The organism is Exiguobacterium sp. B2(2022) (assembly GCF_028823655.1).
In the GTDB taxonomy this organism is placed as follows: Bacteria; Bacillota; Bacilli; order Exiguobacteriales; family Exiguobacteriaceae; genus Exiguobacterium; species Exiguobacterium aestuarii_A.
Window position 1 is genome coordinate 1 of record NZ_JAPEHX010000061.1, and the last position, 17,918, is coordinate 17,918.

The following is a 17,918-nucleotide window of genomic DNA, read 5'->3' on the forward strand; positions in this document are numbered from 1 at the left end:
CGGGGTCGCGGGTTCGAATCCCGTCTTCCGCTCCAATGACTTTTTGGCGCCATAGCCAAGTGGTAAGGCAGAGGACTGCAACTCCTCTATCGTCGGTTCGATTCCGACTGGCGCCTCCAACATAATATGCCGGTGTGGCGGAATTGGTAGACGCGCACGACTCAAAATCGTGTTCCTCTGGAGTGTCGGTTCGACTCCGACCACCGGTATCCGTATGACTCTAACTGAGGTTAGGGTCTTTTTTGTATATAAAAAAGTACCGAGGTGATGTAGATATGATAGAGGAGCAACGACACGTTGATTGTGGCAATGACTTTTCTTGCTCGCTATTCGAGTCACTTAGACGTGATTCGAACAATTGACTGGATGATTAATAAAAAGTGGAGCTTCTTGTTTTCTCACGAACAAGAGTGGCTTAGACGAAAGATTGTTTCACCTGAGCAGGAACTTTTCGACTTGTAATTGAATAGAAAAGTAAAGAGGTGAGTAAAATCAATCAAAAAGAAATCGCAGAACGATTCATCCGATTTGCTGATAATGAATGTGTAGCATCTAGTCGATTGTATGAAGTATTAGCTAGAGAAACAGCTCAAAGTGAATGGCTTTTATCATTATGTGAGGAGATACCTGAAGGACAACCAGCCCCGAACTTATTATTTGCAGCCGTTCATGAGTTGGTACTCCAACACCAATCCGATGAACTGGCTACATATTATCCGAGCGCGACGAAGAATCCGAAACAACCTGAGAATGCCTTTCCATCTTTTTTAGTATTTTGTCATACATACGAAGATGAGATTCGGAATCGATTGATGACTCGTCGTGTGCAAACGAACGAGATTCAACGGTGCTCTTACTTGTATCCAATCTTTTCAATGATTCAACAACAGACGAAGCGACCACTCGGTTTACTCGAAATCGGAACGAGTGCGGGCCTTCAACTATTTGTTGATCAATACGCTTATGTGTATAATGACGTTCCACTTAATCCGACAAATACATCGTCTGTAATCATTTCAGCGACCATTGAATCGAAGGGGTCAATATACCAGAAGCCCAGAATACGGCTCGAAATCGGGACACGCCTCGGCGTCGATTTAAATGTGATTGATTTGACGGACGAAGCAGAACGGTCGTGGATGAATGCATTGATTTGGCCGGAGCATGACACGCGCCGTCAAATGCTTGATGCTGCCATACAAGAAGTCAATTTTGACAAGGTGACGCTCATTGAAGGGGATGGTGTGACTTTATTGGAAGAACTCGCAATGCGTGTACCGGAGACAGAGACGTTATGTATTTTCCATACGCACGTTGCGAATCAAATGCCGCGTCCTGTCAAAGAAGAGCTTTTAGAACAAGTAAAACGAATCGGACAACAACGAGACGTCTTCCACATTTACAATAACGTTCAAGACCGTTTTCTCCATGTCGACATGTATCAATCAGGATGCTTGATGGAGTTGACATATGCCGAGACAGAAGGGCACGGACGAGCATTTCGTGTGATCAGACCACTTGAATCGTTGTTTGCACAGGCATAATATTAATAATTAAGATATATCAAAATATTTTTTTCAGTGATTTTAGAAAAACTTACGAATACTTGTTGACAGTTTAATGGTATAGGTGTATATTAACTGTAGTCGCTTGAACGACAACAATATTTCATGCGGGTGTAGTTTAATGGTAAAACCTCAGCCTTCCAAGCTGATGACGAGAGTTCGATTCTCTTCACCCGCTTCATATCTCTCTGCCGAGTGGCGGAGAGATTTTTTGTATGCGAAAATATATAAAGGAGGTGAACGGAATGGACCCGTACACATTAAAACAACAAATCCTTGAGTATGCCGAAACCATCGGAATCGACGAGTTGAAAGTGACGACGGCTGATCCGTTCATCGTCATGAAACAGCGACTCATTCGACAGCAAGAGAAAGGGTTTGCCTCTGGGTTTGAAGAGCCCGACCTAGAGAAGCGTACAAACCCGGAACTCTTACTCGAAGAAGCCCAGTCAATCATTGCGATTGCGATTGCCTATCCAAGTAAGTTGAAGGACGCACCCCGTAGTGTTGCTGGAGAGAGACGAGGGCTATTTGCCCGAGCCTCATGGGGACTGGATTATCATCGCGCCGTCGGTAATCGATTAGAGCAGCTTCAAACGTATATTGAAGAGTTGGTTCCTGGAGTGCGTACGCGCTCGATGGTCGACACGGGTGAGCTCGTAGACCGGGCCGTCGCCGAACGTGCCGGAATCGGTTTCAGCGGAAAAAACTGCTCCATCATCTCACCTGAGAAGGGATCGTACTTATATTTGGGGGAAATGATTTTAGACGTTTACTTGCCTCCGGATGAAGCGATTGAAGATGGATGTGGCGACTGTGATAAGTGTATGACGGCATGTCCGACAACGGCCCTTGTGGAACCAGGTGTACTGGATGCGAAACGTTGCATTGCCTATTTGACACAAATGAAAACGTTGATGCCACGAGAGTTTCGTTCGAAGCTCGGAGGTCGCTTATACGGATGTGATACGTGCCAGCAAGTTTGCCCGTACAACCGTAAAAAGGATTGGCGTCACCACGAAGAATTGTTGCCGGAAGCAGAAATTGTCAAACCGCTCTTAGAGCCACTCCTGACATTGAGTAACCGAGAGTTCAAACAAAAATTCGGACATTTATCTGGCGCATGGCGTGGAAAGAAACCGATTCAGCGAAATGCGATATTGGCGCTCGCACATTATCGGGAACCATCTGCGATCCCGATTTTACGTGAATTCATCCAAAACGATGAACGTGAAGACATGCGAGCGACTGCGGTATGGGCGATCGGTGCGATTCTTGGTCCCGATGCCGAATTGATTTTTGAAGAAATTGAACGAAAAGAAGTGTCTGACATGGTACATGAAGAGATTCGTATCTATCGAAAGGAGTGGGCACATGAAGATCGTGTCGTCTAAATGGGGACCGTTAGCGTATGAATTAAACGCAGCGGGCAAACTGACAGATCTTGAGTTCACCACACATGAACCGTCAGAAGAAGCCCCTGACTGGTTACAACATCTCATGATGCGCGTCGAGCAGCATGGATTCCATGAATCAGATCGTGCCTACATCGAAATGAAGGGAACACCATTTCAACAGGAAGTATGGGATGCGTTGTTGACGATTCCATACGGTGAGACACGGACATATAAACAAATTGCAGAACAAATCGGTCGGCCGAAAGCTGTTCGTGCCGTGGGCCAAGCACTCAACCGAAACCCGTTACCGATTTTATTTCCGTGTCATCGGGTGATTGGAAGCAGTGGGAAGCTTGTCGGCTTTGCAGGAGGGTTGTCTGAAAAGCAACGCCTACTTGAATTTGAAATGAAAAAGTGAGGGAAATGAACTATGGCGATTCATGTCGTAATGTTTCAACCAGAAATACCAGCAAATACAGGGAACGTCTCACGTACGTGTGCGGCGACAAACTCGGTTCTCCATTTGATTCGTCCGCTCGGTTTCTCGACAGACGATAAAATGTTGAAGCGTGCAGGGTTAGATTATTGGCAGTTTGTCGATGTACGCTATCATGATTCGTTAGAAGAATTGTGGGAGAAGCACCCGAACGGACAATTCTTTTATATCACGAAGTACGGGGAACAATATCCGAGTGATTTAGATGTTTCGGACGTAGAAGGCGACTATTTCTTTGTGTTCGGTCGTGAAACCAAAGGATTACCGATGGAAGTCATCGAGAACAACTTAGACCGTTGTATCCGTCTTCCACAATCGAACCTCGTCCGTTCATTGAATGTGTCGAATACAGCTGCCATCATTGTATATGAGGCCCTACGCCAACAAGGATATGCAGGGTTGAAATAAAAAAAGAGCCGGATTCGTAAGAATCCCGGCTCTTATTCGTTACCCTCAGGTTTACGGTTATATCCAGCTGTCAAAATCGCTGCGAGGAAGACGACGCTGATTCCAACCATCAATAATAGGCCCATCCAAAAATCCCCCTTTTAATCTCCATAACTATAAATAGTATAATATACTTGGTAGTAGAATTGCACTGAATATAAGAAATTACTGTGAAATTGGAGAAGGAACATGAAAACGAATGTGTACTTACTGAGTTATGCACCACTCATCGGAATTATTTTGTTTTCCATGTCACTTGCGATTGCGACGTCCGAGTATGTGATCCAGTGGCTGAATCAAATTGGCGTATATAGTGAAATCATCGAACTGTTATCCGTGCAAGAGACGAAAGTATTCGTACTCGTCGTGTTCTTCACCATCTTCTTTATGTTGTTTAGTGCACTCAAACTGGTCGCCGATACGTTCAATCAACTCGGCTTCGCTTTTTTTGCACGAGAAACAAACGGAACGTCACTCCATCGGCTTAAACCTGGGGCGATTATTTTCCTCATTGGTTCTGGGATCAGTTTTCTGTTTCTCAATACATTACTTGCTGTCATGGCCGTCCTTGTCTGTACGTTATTGATGTATCTCTTTTACTACGTCTGGCAAGTGAGTCAATCGATGTCCGTTCCCCGTGCAATCGGCTTGTTGCTCATGCAAGGTGTCATGTGGGCGACTTTGATCAGTGGATTAGGATGGTCGATTCTGCGGCTGTTTAATTCTGTCGGAGATATCATCTTATGAGAGAGAAATTTGAGCCGACGTTTGATAAAATAGAGGCGTGGTGTCAGACGTTTGTTCCAAAAGAAACGTTGTACTGGATCGATTCTACTTTCTTTGAAGAATTGCCGAGTAGTGCCCTTATTTTACCGAGAGAAGAGTTTTCTCGTCACCCCGCTTATAAAAATCCGCATCTTTCGAATGCCTATCTGACATGGATGATGGGGGAAGGCGTCACACATGTTGTGCATACCCCTTTAAACACGATTGATAGTTTACGTCAGGACGTCAAGTCCCGTCTTCTTGAATATCAGGTGACGACGAATCGTGGGCTTGTTTTACCTCTTACGGTTGAGCAGCGGAATGAGGTATCTGATGACGCGATCGTGGAGAAGGATGGGGAATCTTTCATCGTCTTAGACGAGTCGAACTGGAAAAAGCTTTCGACAGAAACCCGTCATTCGCTTATCTATCGCTATGCGAAAGAATGGGATACGTGGGAAGGGGAACGATGTGATGAACGGACACCAGCACATCTCGTTACATATGCGAACACATTTCCGATATATGAAGGGAGTAACTGTCTGGCAGCGACGTTATTCGCAGCTACACAACATGAGTGGATGATTCACCAGTGGATTCATCCGGAGACATTTCTTCAAACGATTCAGCAGAGCGGTTTTGAAACGGTGACGGATGCTGTGCCGGAATCTGGTGACGTCCTTACTTTTTGGAACGAACAAGAGCAACTCGTTCACGCCAGCTACTGTGTTCGTGAAAACCTATATTTCAACAAGCACGGTCAAGTTCGGTTCAACCCATGGAAGCTCATTGATCACGATGAATTATCGAAACACTGGGGAAGCTATCACATGCGAATCGAACGTAGCGTGTGAGTCATCAAAAAAAGAGTCAGCTGATGAAAAAATCGGCTGACTCTTTTTGATTAATGTGCCTCTGTCCAGACGATTGCCGGGTAAGCTCGGTTGGCGAGTTCGGGGAACGGGCGCGGTGTGTCGGCTCCGAGCCAAATCGCGGTGATCGTTTGATCGGTAAGTCCGACGTACCACATATCTTTATTGTCATTCGTCGTTCCTGTCTTTCCTCCGAGATATTCGTAATCACCTTTCACCTGGTTGGCATAACGTCCCGTTCCGTACGTTGTGACGGTCGTTAAAGCTTCCTTCATCACATTCATCGTATCGGGAGACCAGACTGCCTCTTCGGTCAGGATAGGCGTCAATGCGGGCTCATTCGTTTTAAATGTGATTTGTTTGATCGTATGACCGGATGTATAGACGCCTTTGTTTAAGAATGGTGTGTAGGCGGCCGCAAGTTCTTTCGGAGAGACCCCTTGTGTGAGACCACCGAGCGCGCTCGCTAAGTTCTCGTCCTGTTCATCCCATTGACTGAACATCATATCGGCCCTCTCATAGGCTCGTGGCTGATCAACGACAGAGAAAGCAGCCAAAGCTGGCGTGTTGTAGGAATAGGCGACTGCATCTTTCAATAACACATCTCCTAACACGCGGTCATGGCTATTACCCGGACAATAGGAACCGTAGCAAGCTGGTCGACCATCGAGAACCGTCTCAAGTGTCGCTCCCGTCTCTTCGATGAATGGGGCGAACACGAGAATCGGTTTGATTGCGGACCCCGGTTGACGGTAGGCTTGGGTTGCGCGGTTGAATTCACCGACTTGTGTCATTTCCGAATCGACCATCGCCACGATTCGTCCTTGTGGTGTCAGTTCCGTATATCCTCCGTTTAACCCGGATGGCAACTGACTCATCACTTGCTTCGCTTTCGTCTGTTTGGCCGTCGACAGATACGTCTCGATCGTCGCTTGGTGCGTCGATAAATAGTCTCTTGCTTCGGCATCATCCAAGTCATACCGTGAACGTACTAACTGAATCGCTTCGCGTACGACCGTATCCATATAGTCTGGATATTGAATCGTTTGACTTCGGTATGCGGCTTGAAGTTTCACACCATGATATTGATCATAGGCGCTTTTGGAGATGACGCCCGCTTCGAATAGTTGTGTCAAAATCCGATCTTTTCGCTCGAAATAAGCATCTGACGGATTGAGCGGATCATAGAGTGACGGGTTGTTCGGTACCGTCAACAAATAGGCGAGTTGGTTCCAGTTTAAATCGGCGAGCGGTCTCGAAAAGTATGTATCGGCCGCAGATTGAATGCCATATACATTATGTCCGAAGAAAATGACATTGCTATATGCAGTTAAAATTTCTTTCTTGCTATAATTTTCTTCTAATGCTCGTGCAATCAATAATTCTTTCACTTTTCGTTCATATGTCCGTTCGTGAGTTAAGTAAACATTTCGTGCGAGCTGTTGGGTGATTGTACTTCCACCTTGAACAGATGTCTCGTTCGCGTTATTAATAAATGCCCGAGCAATCCCGCTCAAATCGTAGCCGGGATGGGCATTAAATTTTCGGTCTTCAATGATCATGATGGCTTCTTGAATGTGTTCAGGTAATGCCTTTGGAGAGACGTCATTTCGGCGACCTGCCAAGTAAATCTGCTGTTCGCCACCATTGTACGCGAGCGTGATTGCATGCTTCGACGAGAGTGGTTGCTCTGATACCAGTTCTTGTCCCCAAGATAAAATTTCATCTGTCTTTTCGATCTCTTCTTTCAATGCATTCGCAAGCGTCAAAGAAGTCGCCAGTAGTCCTGCAAAAAACAAGATTCCAATCCAAGCTCTCATCGTTTCACCTCTTTCTACTCATTATATCGTCACATTTACAAAAAAATAAAAATGTAAACGTTATCATATAATAATTCGAGAAGGAATACTTTAGGAAAGAGCGAAAAAGGGTAAAAGAGGTTGTATATTACGATTTTGAGGAGGCTTATTATTTATGAAGCAAGAAATGGTTGCGATGCTCCTTGCGGGAGGAGAAGGAAAACGATTGGGGCCTCTCACGCGAAAAACGGCGAAGCCTGCCGTTCATTTTGGCGGAAAGTACCGAATCATCGATTTCCCATTGTCAAACTGCACGAACTCGGGAATTACAACAGTCGGGGTGTTGACGCAATACGAGCCGCTTGAATTGAATCGTTACTTAGGAATTGGGACGGCATGGGATTTAGATCGTCGTAACGGGGGCTTAGCCATTCTCCCACCTTACCAAGCACAGTCGGGGAAAAATTGGTACGAAGGGACAGCGAACGCGATCTATCGTAACTTGAGCTACATCGATGATTACGATCCGGATTATGTTTTGATCCTATCAGGAGACCACATCTACAAGATGGACTACGAGAAGATGCTCGAAGCCCACAAAGAAAAACAAGCCGATGTGACAATCTCCGTCATGGAAGTGCCTTGGGACGAAGCTTCACGTTTCGGGATCTTGAACACGGCGGATGACCTTCGCATCAATGAGTTTGAAGAGAAACCTGAAGATCCAAAGAGTAACTTGGCGTCGATGGGGATTTATATCTTCAACTGGAGCGTCTTGCGCGAGCATTTGATTAAAGATGCGGAAGACGAAACATCAAGCTTTGACTTCGGAAAGAACATCATTCCAAACACGCTTCTCCAAGGGCTAGATGTTTTCGCCTATAAGTTTAAAGGCTACTGGAAAGATGTTGGAACGATTCAATCGCTTTGGGAAGCGAATATGGATCTTCTTGAGGAAGAACCACCATTCGATTTGTACGATCCAAACTGGAAAATCTATTCGGTCAATCCGAATCAGACGCCGCAATATATCGGTAAAGATGCCTGCGTCGAACAGTCTGTGATCAATGAAGGGTGTCATATCGAAGGGGAAGTACAACATTCGGTTCTATTCTATGACGTTCGTGTCGGCGAAGGATCGCTCGTGAAAGACTCGGTCATCATGCCGGGGGCTAGAATCGGGAAGGATGTAACAATTCACAGAGCCATTGTCGCAAGCTGTGCAGTCATTGAAGACGGCGCGACAGTCGGTGAGCCGGGTGGTGAAATCGTTGTTATTGAACCACACGAAAACATTGAAAGCGGCACCGTCTTCAAACAACGAGTTTGATACGAGTAAAGAGACACGCAAGGAGGCGTTACTGTTGACGAACGATTTATTAGGGGTCATTAACTTAGGCACGGAGCAAGGGCTGTTTCCGGAATTTACAGGTCATCGTAATTTGGCGTCAGTCCCATTCTCGGGACGTTATCGTCTCATTGATTTCACGTTGACGAATATGATTACGCAAAACATCAGTCAAGTGGGGATTTTCACGTTAGACAAGTACCGCTCGTTGATGGACCATCTCGGATCAGGAAAAGAATGGGACTTGGACCGTTCACAGGGCGGACTTCATATTTTCCCGCCTGCCTTAAAACCTGACGGGGAAGCATATCTCGGTGACTTGGCCAACTTCTCGATGCACCGTGAACATTTCATTCGCAGCAAACAGCCGTACGTCGTCATTACGGGATCGAATGTGTTGACGACAATCGACTATAACGACATGCTCGAACACCACAAGTCGATGGGAGCAGACATCACACTTGCCTATACAACGCATGAACAGAAGTGTGGCTACTGTCGCCCGATTCGTCTTGGTGAAAATGATCGCGTCGTCGGTGTTTCAGAACGTGGTTTTTCACCGGATGATGAATATGCGTTCACAGAAACAATCATCATGTCGAAAAATCTATTCATGCGCCTTGTCGACGAAGCGACGTCTAAAGGAGAATATGACTTGTTAGACGGTGTCATCCGTCCACAGCTCCATCGGTTGCATGTGCACGGATACCATTATGTCGGTAAAATGCAGGCTATTCATTCGGTACTTTCTTACTATAACGAGAGCATGCGACTGCTTCGTGGAGAAGGAATCATCTATGACTTCCCACACATCTATACGAAGATCAAGCATGAGCCACCGACTCGCTATTTGAAAGGATCAAAAGTGAACGAAGCGCTCGTTGCGAACGGGTGTAAGATTCATGGTGAAGTTCAAAACAGTATTCTCTTCCGTGGTGTTCAAGTGAGTAAGCACGCACGCGTGAAAAACTCAATCATTTCGTCGAAGTCGATTATTGAAGAAGGCGCTGTCGTCGAAAATGCGATTCTTGATAAAGAAGTTGTCGTAAAACGGGGGCAAGTCATCCGAGGCACAATCGACGAACCGATTGTCATCGCAAAACGAACAGTGGTGTGAGGAGGATTTTATGAAAATTTGGTATGTTGCTTCAGAAGCGGCACCGTTCATGAAAACGGGGGGGCTCGCCGACGTTGTCGGTTCGCTCCCTCAAGCGGTGGCGGATTTAGGAGAAGAAGTGAGTGTCGTCATGCCGAAATATGGCTCGATTGCTGCAGAATATGTGGACGAGATGGAGTATTTATTTGACCTCATCGTTCCGGTCGGTTGGCGGAAGCAATTCGGCGCGGTCTTGAAATTAGAGCGAGATGGCATCACATATTACTTTATCGATAACGAATATTACTTTAAACGTGACGGTGTCTTATATGGACACTTTGATGATGCGGAACGCTTCGCCTTCTTCTCACGGGCAGTCCTTGAGATGATTGGGAAAATGGAAGAGGTACCTGATGTTCTTCATTGTCACGACTGGCAGACCGGTATTCTACCGGCCTTTCTACGAATTCATTATCAACATATTGAAGCGTATCAACGCATTCGTACGGTTTATACCATCCATAACTTGCAGTACCAAGGAATTTTCCCGGAAGAAATTCTTGGAGAACTATTACAGTTCGGCCATGAGCATTTTACGGCCGAAGGGATTCAACATAACGGTCTCGTCAACTATATGAAAGCTGGAATTGTGCATTCCGATCAAATCACGACGGTCAGTCCGTCTTATCGGGACGAAATCATGGAACCGTATTATGGGGAAGGCTTAGACGGGGCATTACGTCATCGTGCGGTCGATGTCCGAGGCATTTTAAACGGGATCGATTTGGCAACGAACGATCCAAACACAGATGCGCGAATCAAACAGACGTATAACCTCGATACGTACAAAGAAGGAAAGCTTGCGAACAAACGAGCGTTACAAGAACGACTCGGTCTAGAAGTCCGAGATGACGTCATGCTCATCGGGTTCGTCAGCCGTCTCGTTGACCAAAAAGGGCTCGATTTAATCAATGGCGTGTTTGAAGAACTCGGTCAGTTGCCATGCCAATTCGCATTCCTTGGTTCGGGACAACCAGAATACGAAGGAATCGTTCACGAGATGACAGCAGCACATCCAGGGAAAGTGGGCTCTTATATCGGTTTTGACATCGAACTCGCTCACTTGATTTACGCTGGATCGGATGCTTTTTTAATGCCGTCACGTTTTGAGCCGTGTGGACTCAGTCAATTGATTTCCATGCGCTATGGCACATTGCCGATTGTCCGTGAGACGGGTGGACTTCGTGACACGGTGAAGCCGTATAACGAATTCACGCAAGAAGGGACCGGATTCGGGTTTATGAACTACAATGCCCATGAGATGCTGGCAACGATCGAAAAAGCGATTCGTGTCTTCTATGAGAAAGAAAATTGGCATGCCCTCGTCCATCAGGCGATGACCGCGGACTTTAGCTGGAAACAATCCGCCAAGCAATATCGTGAGTTATATCATTTATTCGCATGAGTGGAAGGAGCTAACTTGATTTATGTTCACAGATAAACAGAGCTTTGTCGACGCGTTTAAAGAACGATTCATCGCATTAAATGGAAAGTCGATCGAGGATGGGACAGAGCAGGAAGTGTATCAAACCTTGGCAACGATGGTGCGCGAACAAGCCATGCCGAAATGGATCCACACGCGAGACCGTCAAGAAGAAAAACATAGTAAACAAGTCATCTACTTCTCGCTTGAATTTCTATTAGGTCGATTCCTGTATAACAACTTGTTGAGTCTCGACGTGTTAGAGCTCGTCAAAGAAGGACTCGAAGATCTTGGATACGACTTCACGGACATCACGGAGATCGAGCCAGAACCGGGACTTGGGAACGGGGGACTTGGCCGCTTAGCAGCCTGCTTCCTCGATTCATTGGCCGCGCTCAGTTTACCTGGACACGGAAACGGGATCCGTTACCGCTATGGTCTCTTCAAACAAAAGATTGTCGATGGGTATCAAGTCGAGTTACCGGACAACTGGCTACGTGACGGCAATATGTGGGAGACGAGACGTCAGGATAAAGCGGTCGATATCAATTTCGGTGGATGGATTGAGATGAAGCAAATCGGAGATCGGTTACGCGTCGTCCATCATCCGGATGAAGTCGTAAGAGCGGTACCTTACGATATGCCGATTATCGGCTATCAAAATGACGTCGTGAATACGTTACGTCTTTGGAACGCGGAGTCGCCGCTTGACGATGAGGCGTATTTAGAGAAAACGAAAGGGACGTACAAAGACTTGTTGCGATACAAACAGTCGATTGCGACCATTTCGGAATTTTTATATCCAGATGATACGACGTATGAAGGAAAAGTACTGCGTTTGAAACAACAGTACTTCTTTGTGTCGGCGGGGATTCAATCGATGCTTGCTTCCTATGTGAAGCGGAATAAGTCGCTCAAACAATTAGGTGACCATTATGCGATTCATATTAACGATACACACCCGGTTGTTGCGATTCCTGAATTGATGCGAATCTTGATGGATGAGCATGGGTACGGTTGGGACGAGGCGTGGCGCATCACGAAGAGCGTCATGTCGTTCACGAACCACACACTTCTCGCCGAAGCGCTTGAGAAATGGCCAGTCGAGATGTATCAACGGCTACTACCTCGCGTGTATCAAATTATCGAGGAAATCAATCGACGTTTCTGTCGGGACGTATTGGTCAACTATCCTCATCTGGAATCACATATGGGGGAAATCGCAATCGTATCGAACGAGCACATCAACATGGCCAACTTGGCTGTCGTCGGCTCTCATTCGACGAACGGGGTTGCCCAGATCCATACCGATATTTTAAAACAGCGCGAGATGCGTTACTTATATGAGATGTTCCCACTACGCTTCAACAACAAAACGAACGGGATTACGCATCGACGTTGGCTCTTGAAATCGAATCCGCGACTGTCTGACGCGATCACGGAAGCGATTGGACCGTCATGGGTCGAACACCCGAACGACATGGAAAAGTTGATGGGTGTCTCGAAAGATAAGAGCTTCCAAGAAATCGTGATGGATGTGAAACAACAAAATAAATTTGATTTGGCTGCTTATATCCAGGAGGAGACGGGAGAGGTTGTTGACCCGCATTCCATTTTTGACGTTCAAGTTAAGCGTCTCCACGCCTATAAGCGTCAGCTCCTGAATGCCCTTCATATCCATGCGCTTTACTTGAAGATTCAAGCGGATCCAACGTTTACGATGGTTCCTCGTACGTTCATTTTTGGCGCCAAGGCGGCACCGGGGTACTATTACGCGAAGGAAATCATTCGCTACATCAATGCCCTCGCCACGTTGATCAATAAAGATAAGCGGGCGAGCCAATTCATTAAAGTCATCTTCCTTGAGAACTATCGTGTCTCAATGGCGGAACGTATTTTCCCAGGCTCTGACTTGAGCGAACAAATCTCGACAGCGAGCTACGAGGCGTCGGGTACCGGAAACATGAAGTTCATGATGAACGGTGCGTTGACAATCGGTACGTTAGACGGTGCGAATATCGAGATTCGTGACGCGGTCGGAGACGATCATATCTTTATTTTTGGGTTATCCCCACAAGAAGTCATGAACTATAAAAAGTTCGGAGGATACCATGCGGCGGAAATCTATCATGCCCACCAAGAAATTAAAGATGTGGTCGATGGTCTCGTCAACGGTACATTTGATAAGGTCGGTGAATATCAGTTCCAGTCGATCTTCGACTCACTCCTCGTCTATAACGATGATTTCCTCGTATTGAAAGACTTCATCTCCTATATGCGAGCACAGCGACGCGTCGACGAAGTCTTCAGTGACCGTCCGCGTTGGGCAGAGAGCTCAATCGTCAACACGGCAAAATCAGGAATCTTCTCGAGTGACCGAACAATCACTGAATATGCAAACGCAGTCTGGAACATCAAACCGACGAGTGTCAAATAAAGATTATTTTGGAATAACATTAACTTCGGTGTAAAATAAACGACCTCGTTTTCTGGATAGCTGATCCAGTCAGAATAGGATCCGGGATAAAGTCGAACATCGTCTTTCCCAAGAGCGTGCAGCGCCAGAATATTGACGCAGGCGGTCACGCCGCTACCGCAATAAAAGATTGGATTTTCCACGGTAAGGACGTCTTTATAAAGCTCTTTTAAATCGTGAAAGTCTTCTAGTGTACCGAGCTCGGTGATGGCCTCGGCATAAGAACAGAGCAATGCGTTCGGGATATGGCCTGCCTTTTGGTCAATCGGTTCATGTGTCCCGTTAAAGCGATCCTCTGTTCGCGAATCATAGAGTGAACCGCTCGTAGCGGCTTTCACTTCTTCGAGTGTCGCGATCATGTCATCTTGAAAATCTGGGGCATAGTCACTCGCTGGGTAGTTCGGCACGTCGGCCGTGGTCTCACCGCAATAAGTGATGCCAGATTGGATACCGCCTTCTAGGACGACGACCCGTTCGTGACCGGCCCACTTGAAGAGCCACCACGCACGAGCTGCGAATGGGAAGCCGTCATCATAAATGACGACCAAATCTTCTTTTTTCAAGCCGATGCGACGGAGTGTTGCCGTCCACGCTTCTTTTGAAGGAAGCGGGTGACGTCCGCCATGTTCGCCGAGCGGACCGGACAAGTCTTCCATCAAATCGAGAAAGACAGCGTTCGGAAGATGTCCCTTTCGGTAGACATATTTACCATAGGACGCGTCGTTTAGCGAATATCGGCAATCGATGAAACGAATCGAGTTCGTATGCACGATTTGTTTTAATTCTTGGGCACGCATTGTTGGAAACATTAATATCACCTCGAGGTTTCGTTACTCTCATCGTATACAAGATGGAAGCAATTGGCGAGTACTTCGATTGAATTTTTTGAGGGTGAAAGGGGAATGAATCATGACATGGCAACAAACGTATGACCGTTGGAATCAATTTGAAGGACTTGAACCGCATTTACGAGCGGAACTTGAGGAACTCGCAAAAGATGAGACAACGTTAGAAGACGCATTTTATAAGACGCTTGAGTTCGGGACAGGCGGGATGCGCGGAGAAATCGGACCGGGTGCGAACCGGATGAACGTATACACGATTCGAAAAGCGTCACAAGGATTTGCTGACTTTATCGCAGCTTCAGGAGAAGAAGCGAAACGTCACGGCGTCGTGATCGCCCATGATTCGCGTCATTTTTCACCAGAGTTTGCATTAGAGGCGGCACGGACGCTTGCATCAAATGGGATCAAGACGTACTTGTTCCCAAGTTTGCGCGCCACACCGGAACTCTCGTTTGCCGTACGTCATTTGAATGCGTTCGGTGGTATCGTCATCACGGCGAGTCACAACCCGCCTGAATACAATGGGTTCAAAGTGTATGGGGCAGACGGTGGACAGCTTCCGCCAGCAGAAGCGGATGAACTTGTCAGTTACGTCAATGCGATTGAAGATGAGTTGAAAATCGACATCGAAGATGAGGCGGCACTTCGTCAAACAGGACTACTCGTCACAGTGGACCCGTCCGTCGATGAGGCTTATATGGAAGCACTCCAGTCAATTCGGATTCATCGTGACGTACAGGACAGCCCTCTTCAAATCGTGTATTCACCACTCCACGGGACGGGACGCCGTCCGGTCATGGAAGGGTTGAAAGCGTACGGGTTTGACCATGTGACGATTGTAGAAGAGCAAGCAGAACCAGATGGTGCTTTCCCGACCGTCAGTTATCCGAACCCAGAAGAAAAAGCTGCGTTTAAACTGGCGATGGAGTACGGGGATCGCGTCGGAGCCGATTTGCTCATGGCAACGGACCCGGATGCGGACCGTGTCGGCTTGACAGTACGCGGTCGTGACGGGGAATGGTTCGTCTTGACCGGTAACCAGACAGGTGCACTCTTAATGGAATATATCTTGTCACAAAAGAGTGAGACAGGAACACTCCCTTCGAATGGTTTCGTCGCCAAGACGATCGTCACGTCAGAACTCGGGGCCGCGATTGCGAAAGCATACGGTGTGCATCTTGAGAACACGTTGACAGGATTCAAGTTTATCGGGGAGAAAATCAAACAATATGAGGAATCAGGCGAATATGAATTCCTCTTTGGCTATGAAGAAAGCTACGGCTATTTGATCGGTGACTTCTGCCGTGACAAAGATGCGGTTCAGGCTTGTCTACTCGCAGCTGAAATGGCGGCATATCATAAACAGCAAGGTCGGACGCTTTATGATGCGTTGCAGTCGATTTATGAGAAGTACGGTTTCTATGAAGAGTCATTACAGTCGATGACATTGAAAGGGAAAGCCGGTCTCGAACAAATCGGTCGTATGATGGAAGCGTTCCGTGCCAATCCGCCGAAAGAAGTTGGGGGATACGAAGTCGTTCGTTTCGAAGATTATAAGAAACAAGTGGCGACTGACTTACGGACGAACACGTCTGAAGCAATCGAGTTACCATCATCGAACGTCTTGAAATTCGTCTTTGCGGACGGGTCGTGGTTCTGCCTTCGCCCATCTGGCACAGAGCCGAAAATCAAGTTTTACTTTAGTGTTCATGCGGATCGCGCCGAGAAGACGACAGCGAAACGTGAAGCAATTGAAGCGGACGTCATGAAACAGGCAAAAGCCATCGATTGATGGGGGACATCACTCTAGCGATAGGGTGATGTTTTTTGTTTGACATGAAGACATCGCGCCAGTATGATGAGATTATTGTTTAAAACCGTGTAATCATATAAGGATTATAGGAAAGGCGGAATTATTATGAAAAAGACATTAACAAGCGTACTCGCAATCGGAGCTTCAGTCGGGCTTCTCGCAGCTTGCGGTAACGAATCAGACAGTGGAGCGGACGAAGCAGTCATCACTGTCGGGACAGAGGCGACATACCCACCGTTCACGTATAAAGAAAAAGGTGAACTGATGGGATATGACATCGACGTCTTGAACGAAGCGGCAGAACGTGCCGGTTATAAAGTGGAATACGAGGCAATGGATTTCAAAGGACTCGTTCCAGCACTTGATGCTGAACGCATCGACATGATTGCTAACCAAATGAGCATCACACCTGAGCGTGAAGAGAAGTATGCGTTCTCTGACCCGTATGCAGTATCAGGTGCTCAAGTCATCGTTGGTTCGGACAACAACGATATCCAAGGAGTAGAAGACCTCGACGGCAAATTAGTCGGATCGACACAAGGTTCAGTCTATGCACAAATGGCTGAAGAAGCTGGCGCTGAAGTGAAATACTACAAAGGGGCGAACCAAGTCCTTCAAGACCTCGAAGTCGGTCGTCTTGATGCAGCATTGAACGACCGTCTCTTCATCTTGACAGAGCTTGAAAAAACAGGCTATGACGTGAAAGCAGTCGGTGACATCTTCAATACGAGTGAAGCTGGATTCATGACACGTCAAGATAGCGACGTTCTCGAGAAGTTGAACGATGCACTTGCGGAAATGAAAGAAGACGGTACGATGCAGGAAATCGGTGAGAAGTACTTCGGTGAGGACATCAGTCAATGAATGAACTGATCACGACCGTCATAGATAACCGCTCGGTCTATCTTGAAGCCGTCCAGCTCACGTTGATCGCCAGTGTCCTGTCGATTCTTCTCGCCTTGGCGCTCGGTCTGATCATCGCTTTACTTCATAGTAGCCCGATTAAAATCGTGCGATTGTTCACGCGGACGTACATTTCGTTCTTCCGTGGAACACCGCTCTTACTTCAATTATTGATTTTGTATGTCGGTCTCACTGGGTTCGTGCAACTCAGTGGGATGCAGGCGCTGATTTTCGGACTCGGATTCCACTTTGCGGCCTATATTTCGGAAGCGTTCCGGGCAGCCATCAACTCTGTCGACAAAGGACAGGTTGAGGCGAGTGTCGCGCTAGGAATTCCGAAAGTGAAGCGTTTCAAAGACATCATTTTCCCACAGGCGCTCTCTCGCGCCATCCCGCCTGTCTCGAACTCGGTCATCGACATCATCAAGTCGACGTCACTCGGTTCGGTCATCGCGGTTCAGGAGTTAACGTATGTGTCTGACCAAATTGCCGCAACGACATATTTGGTCATGCCGTTACTCTTGTTCTCGGCTTCGATTTATTGGATCTTATCGACCTTGATTCAAGCCGGTCAACACAAACTCGAACAGCGTTACGCGATTCGATAAGAAAA

At 46.9% G+C, this 17,918-nt stretch carries 14 protein-coding genes, 3 tRNA genes and 1 pseudogene; 16 read left to right on the forward strand and 2 right to left on the reverse strand.

Annotation, left to right across the window (positions count from 1 at the left end):
• Positions 1 to 45 precede the first annotated feature (45 nt).
• From ON063_RS11955 to ON063_RS11995, 9 genes are all read left to right on the forward strand, one after another.
• Positions 46 to 119, forward strand: a tRNA-Cys gene (locus ON063_RS11955).
• 9 nt (positions 120 to 128) lie between these two features.
• Positions 129 to 209 (forward strand) — tRNA-Leu (locus tag ON063_RS11960).
• A gap of 273 nt (positions 210 to 482) precedes the next feature.
• The gene (locus ON063_RS11965; protein WP_274665285.1) at positions 483 to 1,544 is read left to right on the forward strand and encodes a DUF2332 domain-containing protein; all 1,062 of its coding nucleotides are present in this window, start codon (positions 483 to 485) and stop codon (positions 1,542 to 1,544) included.
• A 128-nt stretch (positions 1,545 to 1,672) separates the two neighbouring features.
• Positions 1,673 to 1,743 (forward strand) — tRNA-Gly (locus ON063_RS11970).
• A gap of 67 nt (positions 1,744 to 1,810) precedes the next feature.
• A complete protein-coding gene (queG, locus tag ON063_RS11975) occupies positions 1,811 to 2,959 on the forward strand; it encodes a tRNA epoxyqueuosine(34) reductase QueG (protein ID WP_274665286.1) in 1,149 nt (382 codons plus the stop codon).
• The gene (locus ON063_RS11980; protein ID WP_274665287.1) at positions 2,940 to 3,380 is read left to right on the forward strand and encodes a methylated-DNA--[protein]-cysteine S-methyltransferase; all 441 of its coding nucleotides are present in this window, start codon (positions 2,940 to 2,942) and stop codon (positions 3,378 to 3,380) included. Before queG ends, ON063_RS11980 begins: the two co-directional genes overlap by 20 nt.
• Positions 3,381 to 3,392: 12 nt before the next feature.
• Entirely contained in the window at positions 3,393 to 3,866 is a 474-nt protein-coding gene (gene trmL / locus ON063_RS11985) for a tRNA (uridine(34)/cytosine(34)/5-carboxymethylaminomethyluridine(34)-2'-O)-methyltransferase TrmL (RefSeq protein WP_274665288.1), read from the forward strand.
• A gap of 228 nt (positions 3,867 to 4,094) precedes the next feature.
• Positions 4,095 to 4,652 carry a DUF5366 family protein gene (locus tag ON063_RS11990; RefSeq protein WP_074032604.1) on the forward strand — a complete coding sequence of 186 codons (558 nt, stop codon included), beginning with the start codon at positions 4,095 to 4,097 and terminating at the stop codon, positions 4,650 to 4,652.
• Positions 4,649 to 5,524 (forward strand): hypothetical protein, encoded by an 876-nt coding sequence (locus ON063_RS11995; RefSeq protein ID WP_274665289.1) that lies wholly within the window; start codon positions 4,649 to 4,651, stop codon positions 5,522 to 5,524. The genes ON063_RS11990 and ON063_RS11995 overlap by 4 nt, the downstream gene beginning before the upstream one ends.
• Positions 5,525 to 5,574: 50 nt before the next feature.
• On the opposite strand, the gene ON063_RS12000 is transcribed toward ON063_RS11995, so the two are convergent.
• Complete coding sequence (locus ON063_RS12000; RefSeq protein WP_274665290.1) at positions 5,575 to 7,362, reverse strand: transglycosylase domain-containing protein; 1,788 nt, start codon at positions 7,360 to 7,362, stop codon at positions 5,575 to 5,577.
• A 154-nt stretch (positions 7,363 to 7,516) separates the two neighbouring features.
• On the opposite strand from ON063_RS12000, the gene ON063_RS12005 reads away from it, so the two are divergent.
• Genes ON063_RS12005 through ON063_RS12020 form a run of 4 tightly spaced genes read left to right on the forward strand, consistent with a single transcriptional unit; the run spans position 7,517 to position 13,705 of the window.
• On the forward strand, positions 7,517 to 8,671 hold the full coding sequence (locus ON063_RS12005) for a glucose-1-phosphate adenylyltransferase (protein ID WP_224860166.1): 1,155 nt from the start codon (positions 7,517 to 7,519) through the stop codon (positions 8,669 to 8,671).
• On the forward strand, positions 8,613 to 9,806 hold the full coding sequence (gene glgD / locus ON063_RS12010) for a glucose-1-phosphate adenylyltransferase subunit GlgD (RefSeq protein WP_251131007.1): 1,194 nt from the start codon (positions 8,613 to 8,615) through the stop codon (positions 9,804 to 9,806). The genes ON063_RS12005 and glgD overlap by 59 nt, the downstream gene beginning before the upstream one ends.
• A gap of 10 nt (positions 9,807 to 9,816) precedes the next feature.
• Complete coding sequence (gene glgA, locus ON063_RS12015) at positions 9,817 to 11,250, forward strand: glycogen synthase GlgA (protein ID WP_274665291.1); 1,434 nt, start codon at positions 9,817 to 9,819, stop codon at positions 11,248 to 11,250.
• A gap of 22 nt (positions 11,251 to 11,272) precedes the next feature.
• The gene (locus ON063_RS12020; RefSeq protein WP_274665292.1) at positions 11,273 to 13,705 is read left to right on the forward strand and encodes a glycogen/starch/alpha-glucan phosphorylase; all 2,433 of its coding nucleotides are present in this window, start codon (positions 11,273 to 11,275) and stop codon (positions 13,703 to 13,705) included.
• Positions 13,706 to 13,779: 74 nt separating this feature from the next.
• On the opposite strand, the pseudogene ON063_RS12025 reads toward ON063_RS12020, so the two are convergent.
• A pseudogene (locus ON063_RS12025) lies at positions 13,780 to 14,553 on the reverse strand (sulfurtransferase); the annotation flags it as partial.
• A gap of 100 nt (positions 14,554 to 14,653) precedes the next feature.
• Between ON063_RS12025 and ON063_RS12030 the strand changes: the two are divergent.
• From ON063_RS12030 to ON063_RS12040, 3 genes are all read left to right on the forward strand, one after another.
• The gene (locus ON063_RS12030) at positions 14,654 to 16,381 is read left to right on the forward strand and encodes a phospho-sugar mutase (RefSeq protein ID WP_274665293.1); all 1,728 of its coding nucleotides are present in this window, start codon (positions 14,654 to 14,656) and stop codon (positions 16,379 to 16,381) included.
• Between the two features lie 126 nt (positions 16,382 to 16,507).
• Positions 16,508 to 17,266 (forward strand): transporter substrate-binding domain-containing protein, encoded by a 759-nt coding sequence (locus tag ON063_RS12035; protein WP_274665294.1) that lies wholly within the window; start codon positions 16,508 to 16,510, stop codon positions 17,264 to 17,266.
• Positions 17,263 to 17,913: an amino acid ABC transporter permease gene (locus ON063_RS12040; protein ID WP_214696232.1), complete on the forward strand. Its 651-nt coding sequence runs from the start codon at positions 17,263 to 17,265 to the stop codon at positions 17,911 to 17,913. Before ON063_RS12035 ends, ON063_RS12040 begins: the two co-directional genes overlap by 4 nt.
• The last annotated feature ends 5 nt before the right edge of the window (positions 17,914 to 17,918 follow it).

Bases quoted from the DNA above. Each gene is read 5' to 3' on its own strand.
- queG (WP_274665286.1), top strand. From the start codon at position 1,811: ATGGACCCGTACACATTAAAACAACAAATCCTTGAGTATGCCGAAACC.
- ON063_RS11980 (WP_274665287.1), top strand. From the start codon at position 2,940: ATGAAGATCGTGTCGTCTAAATGGGGACCGTTAGCGTATGAATTAAAC.
- trmL (WP_274665288.1), top strand. From the start codon at position 3,393: ATGGCGATTCATGTCGTAATGTTTCAACCAGAAATACCAGCAAATACA.
- ON063_RS11990 (WP_074032604.1), top strand. From the start codon at position 4,095: ATGAAAACGAATGTGTACTTACTGAGTTATGCACCACTCATCGGAATT.
- ON063_RS11995 (WP_274665289.1), top strand. From the start codon at position 4,649: ATGAGAGAGAAATTTGAGCCGACGTTTGATAAAATAGAGGCGTGGTGT.
- ON063_RS12000 (WP_274665290.1), bottom strand. From the start codon at position 7,362: ATGAGAGCTTGGATTGGAATCTTGTTTTTTGCAGGACTACTGGCGACT.
- ON063_RS12005 (WP_224860166.1), top strand. From the start codon at position 7,517: ATGAAGCAAGAAATGGTTGCGATGCTCCTTGCGGGAGGAGAAGGAAAA.
- glgA (WP_274665291.1), top strand. From the start codon at position 9,817: ATGAAAATTTGGTATGTTGCTTCAGAAGCGGCACCGTTCATGAAAACG.
- ON063_RS12020 (WP_274665292.1), top strand. From the start codon at position 11,273: ATGTTCACAGATAAACAGAGCTTTGTCGACGCGTTTAAAGAACGATTC.
- ON063_RS12030 (WP_274665293.1), top strand. From the start codon at position 14,654: ATGACATGGCAACAAACGTATGACCGTTGGAATCAATTTGAAGGACTT.
- ON063_RS12035 (WP_274665294.1), top strand. From the start codon at position 16,508: ATGAAAAAGACATTAACAAGCGTACTCGCAATCGGAGCTTCAGTCGGG.
- ON063_RS12040 (WP_214696232.1), top strand. From the start codon at position 17,263: ATGAATGAACTGATCACGACCGTCATAGATAACCGCTCGGTCTATCTT.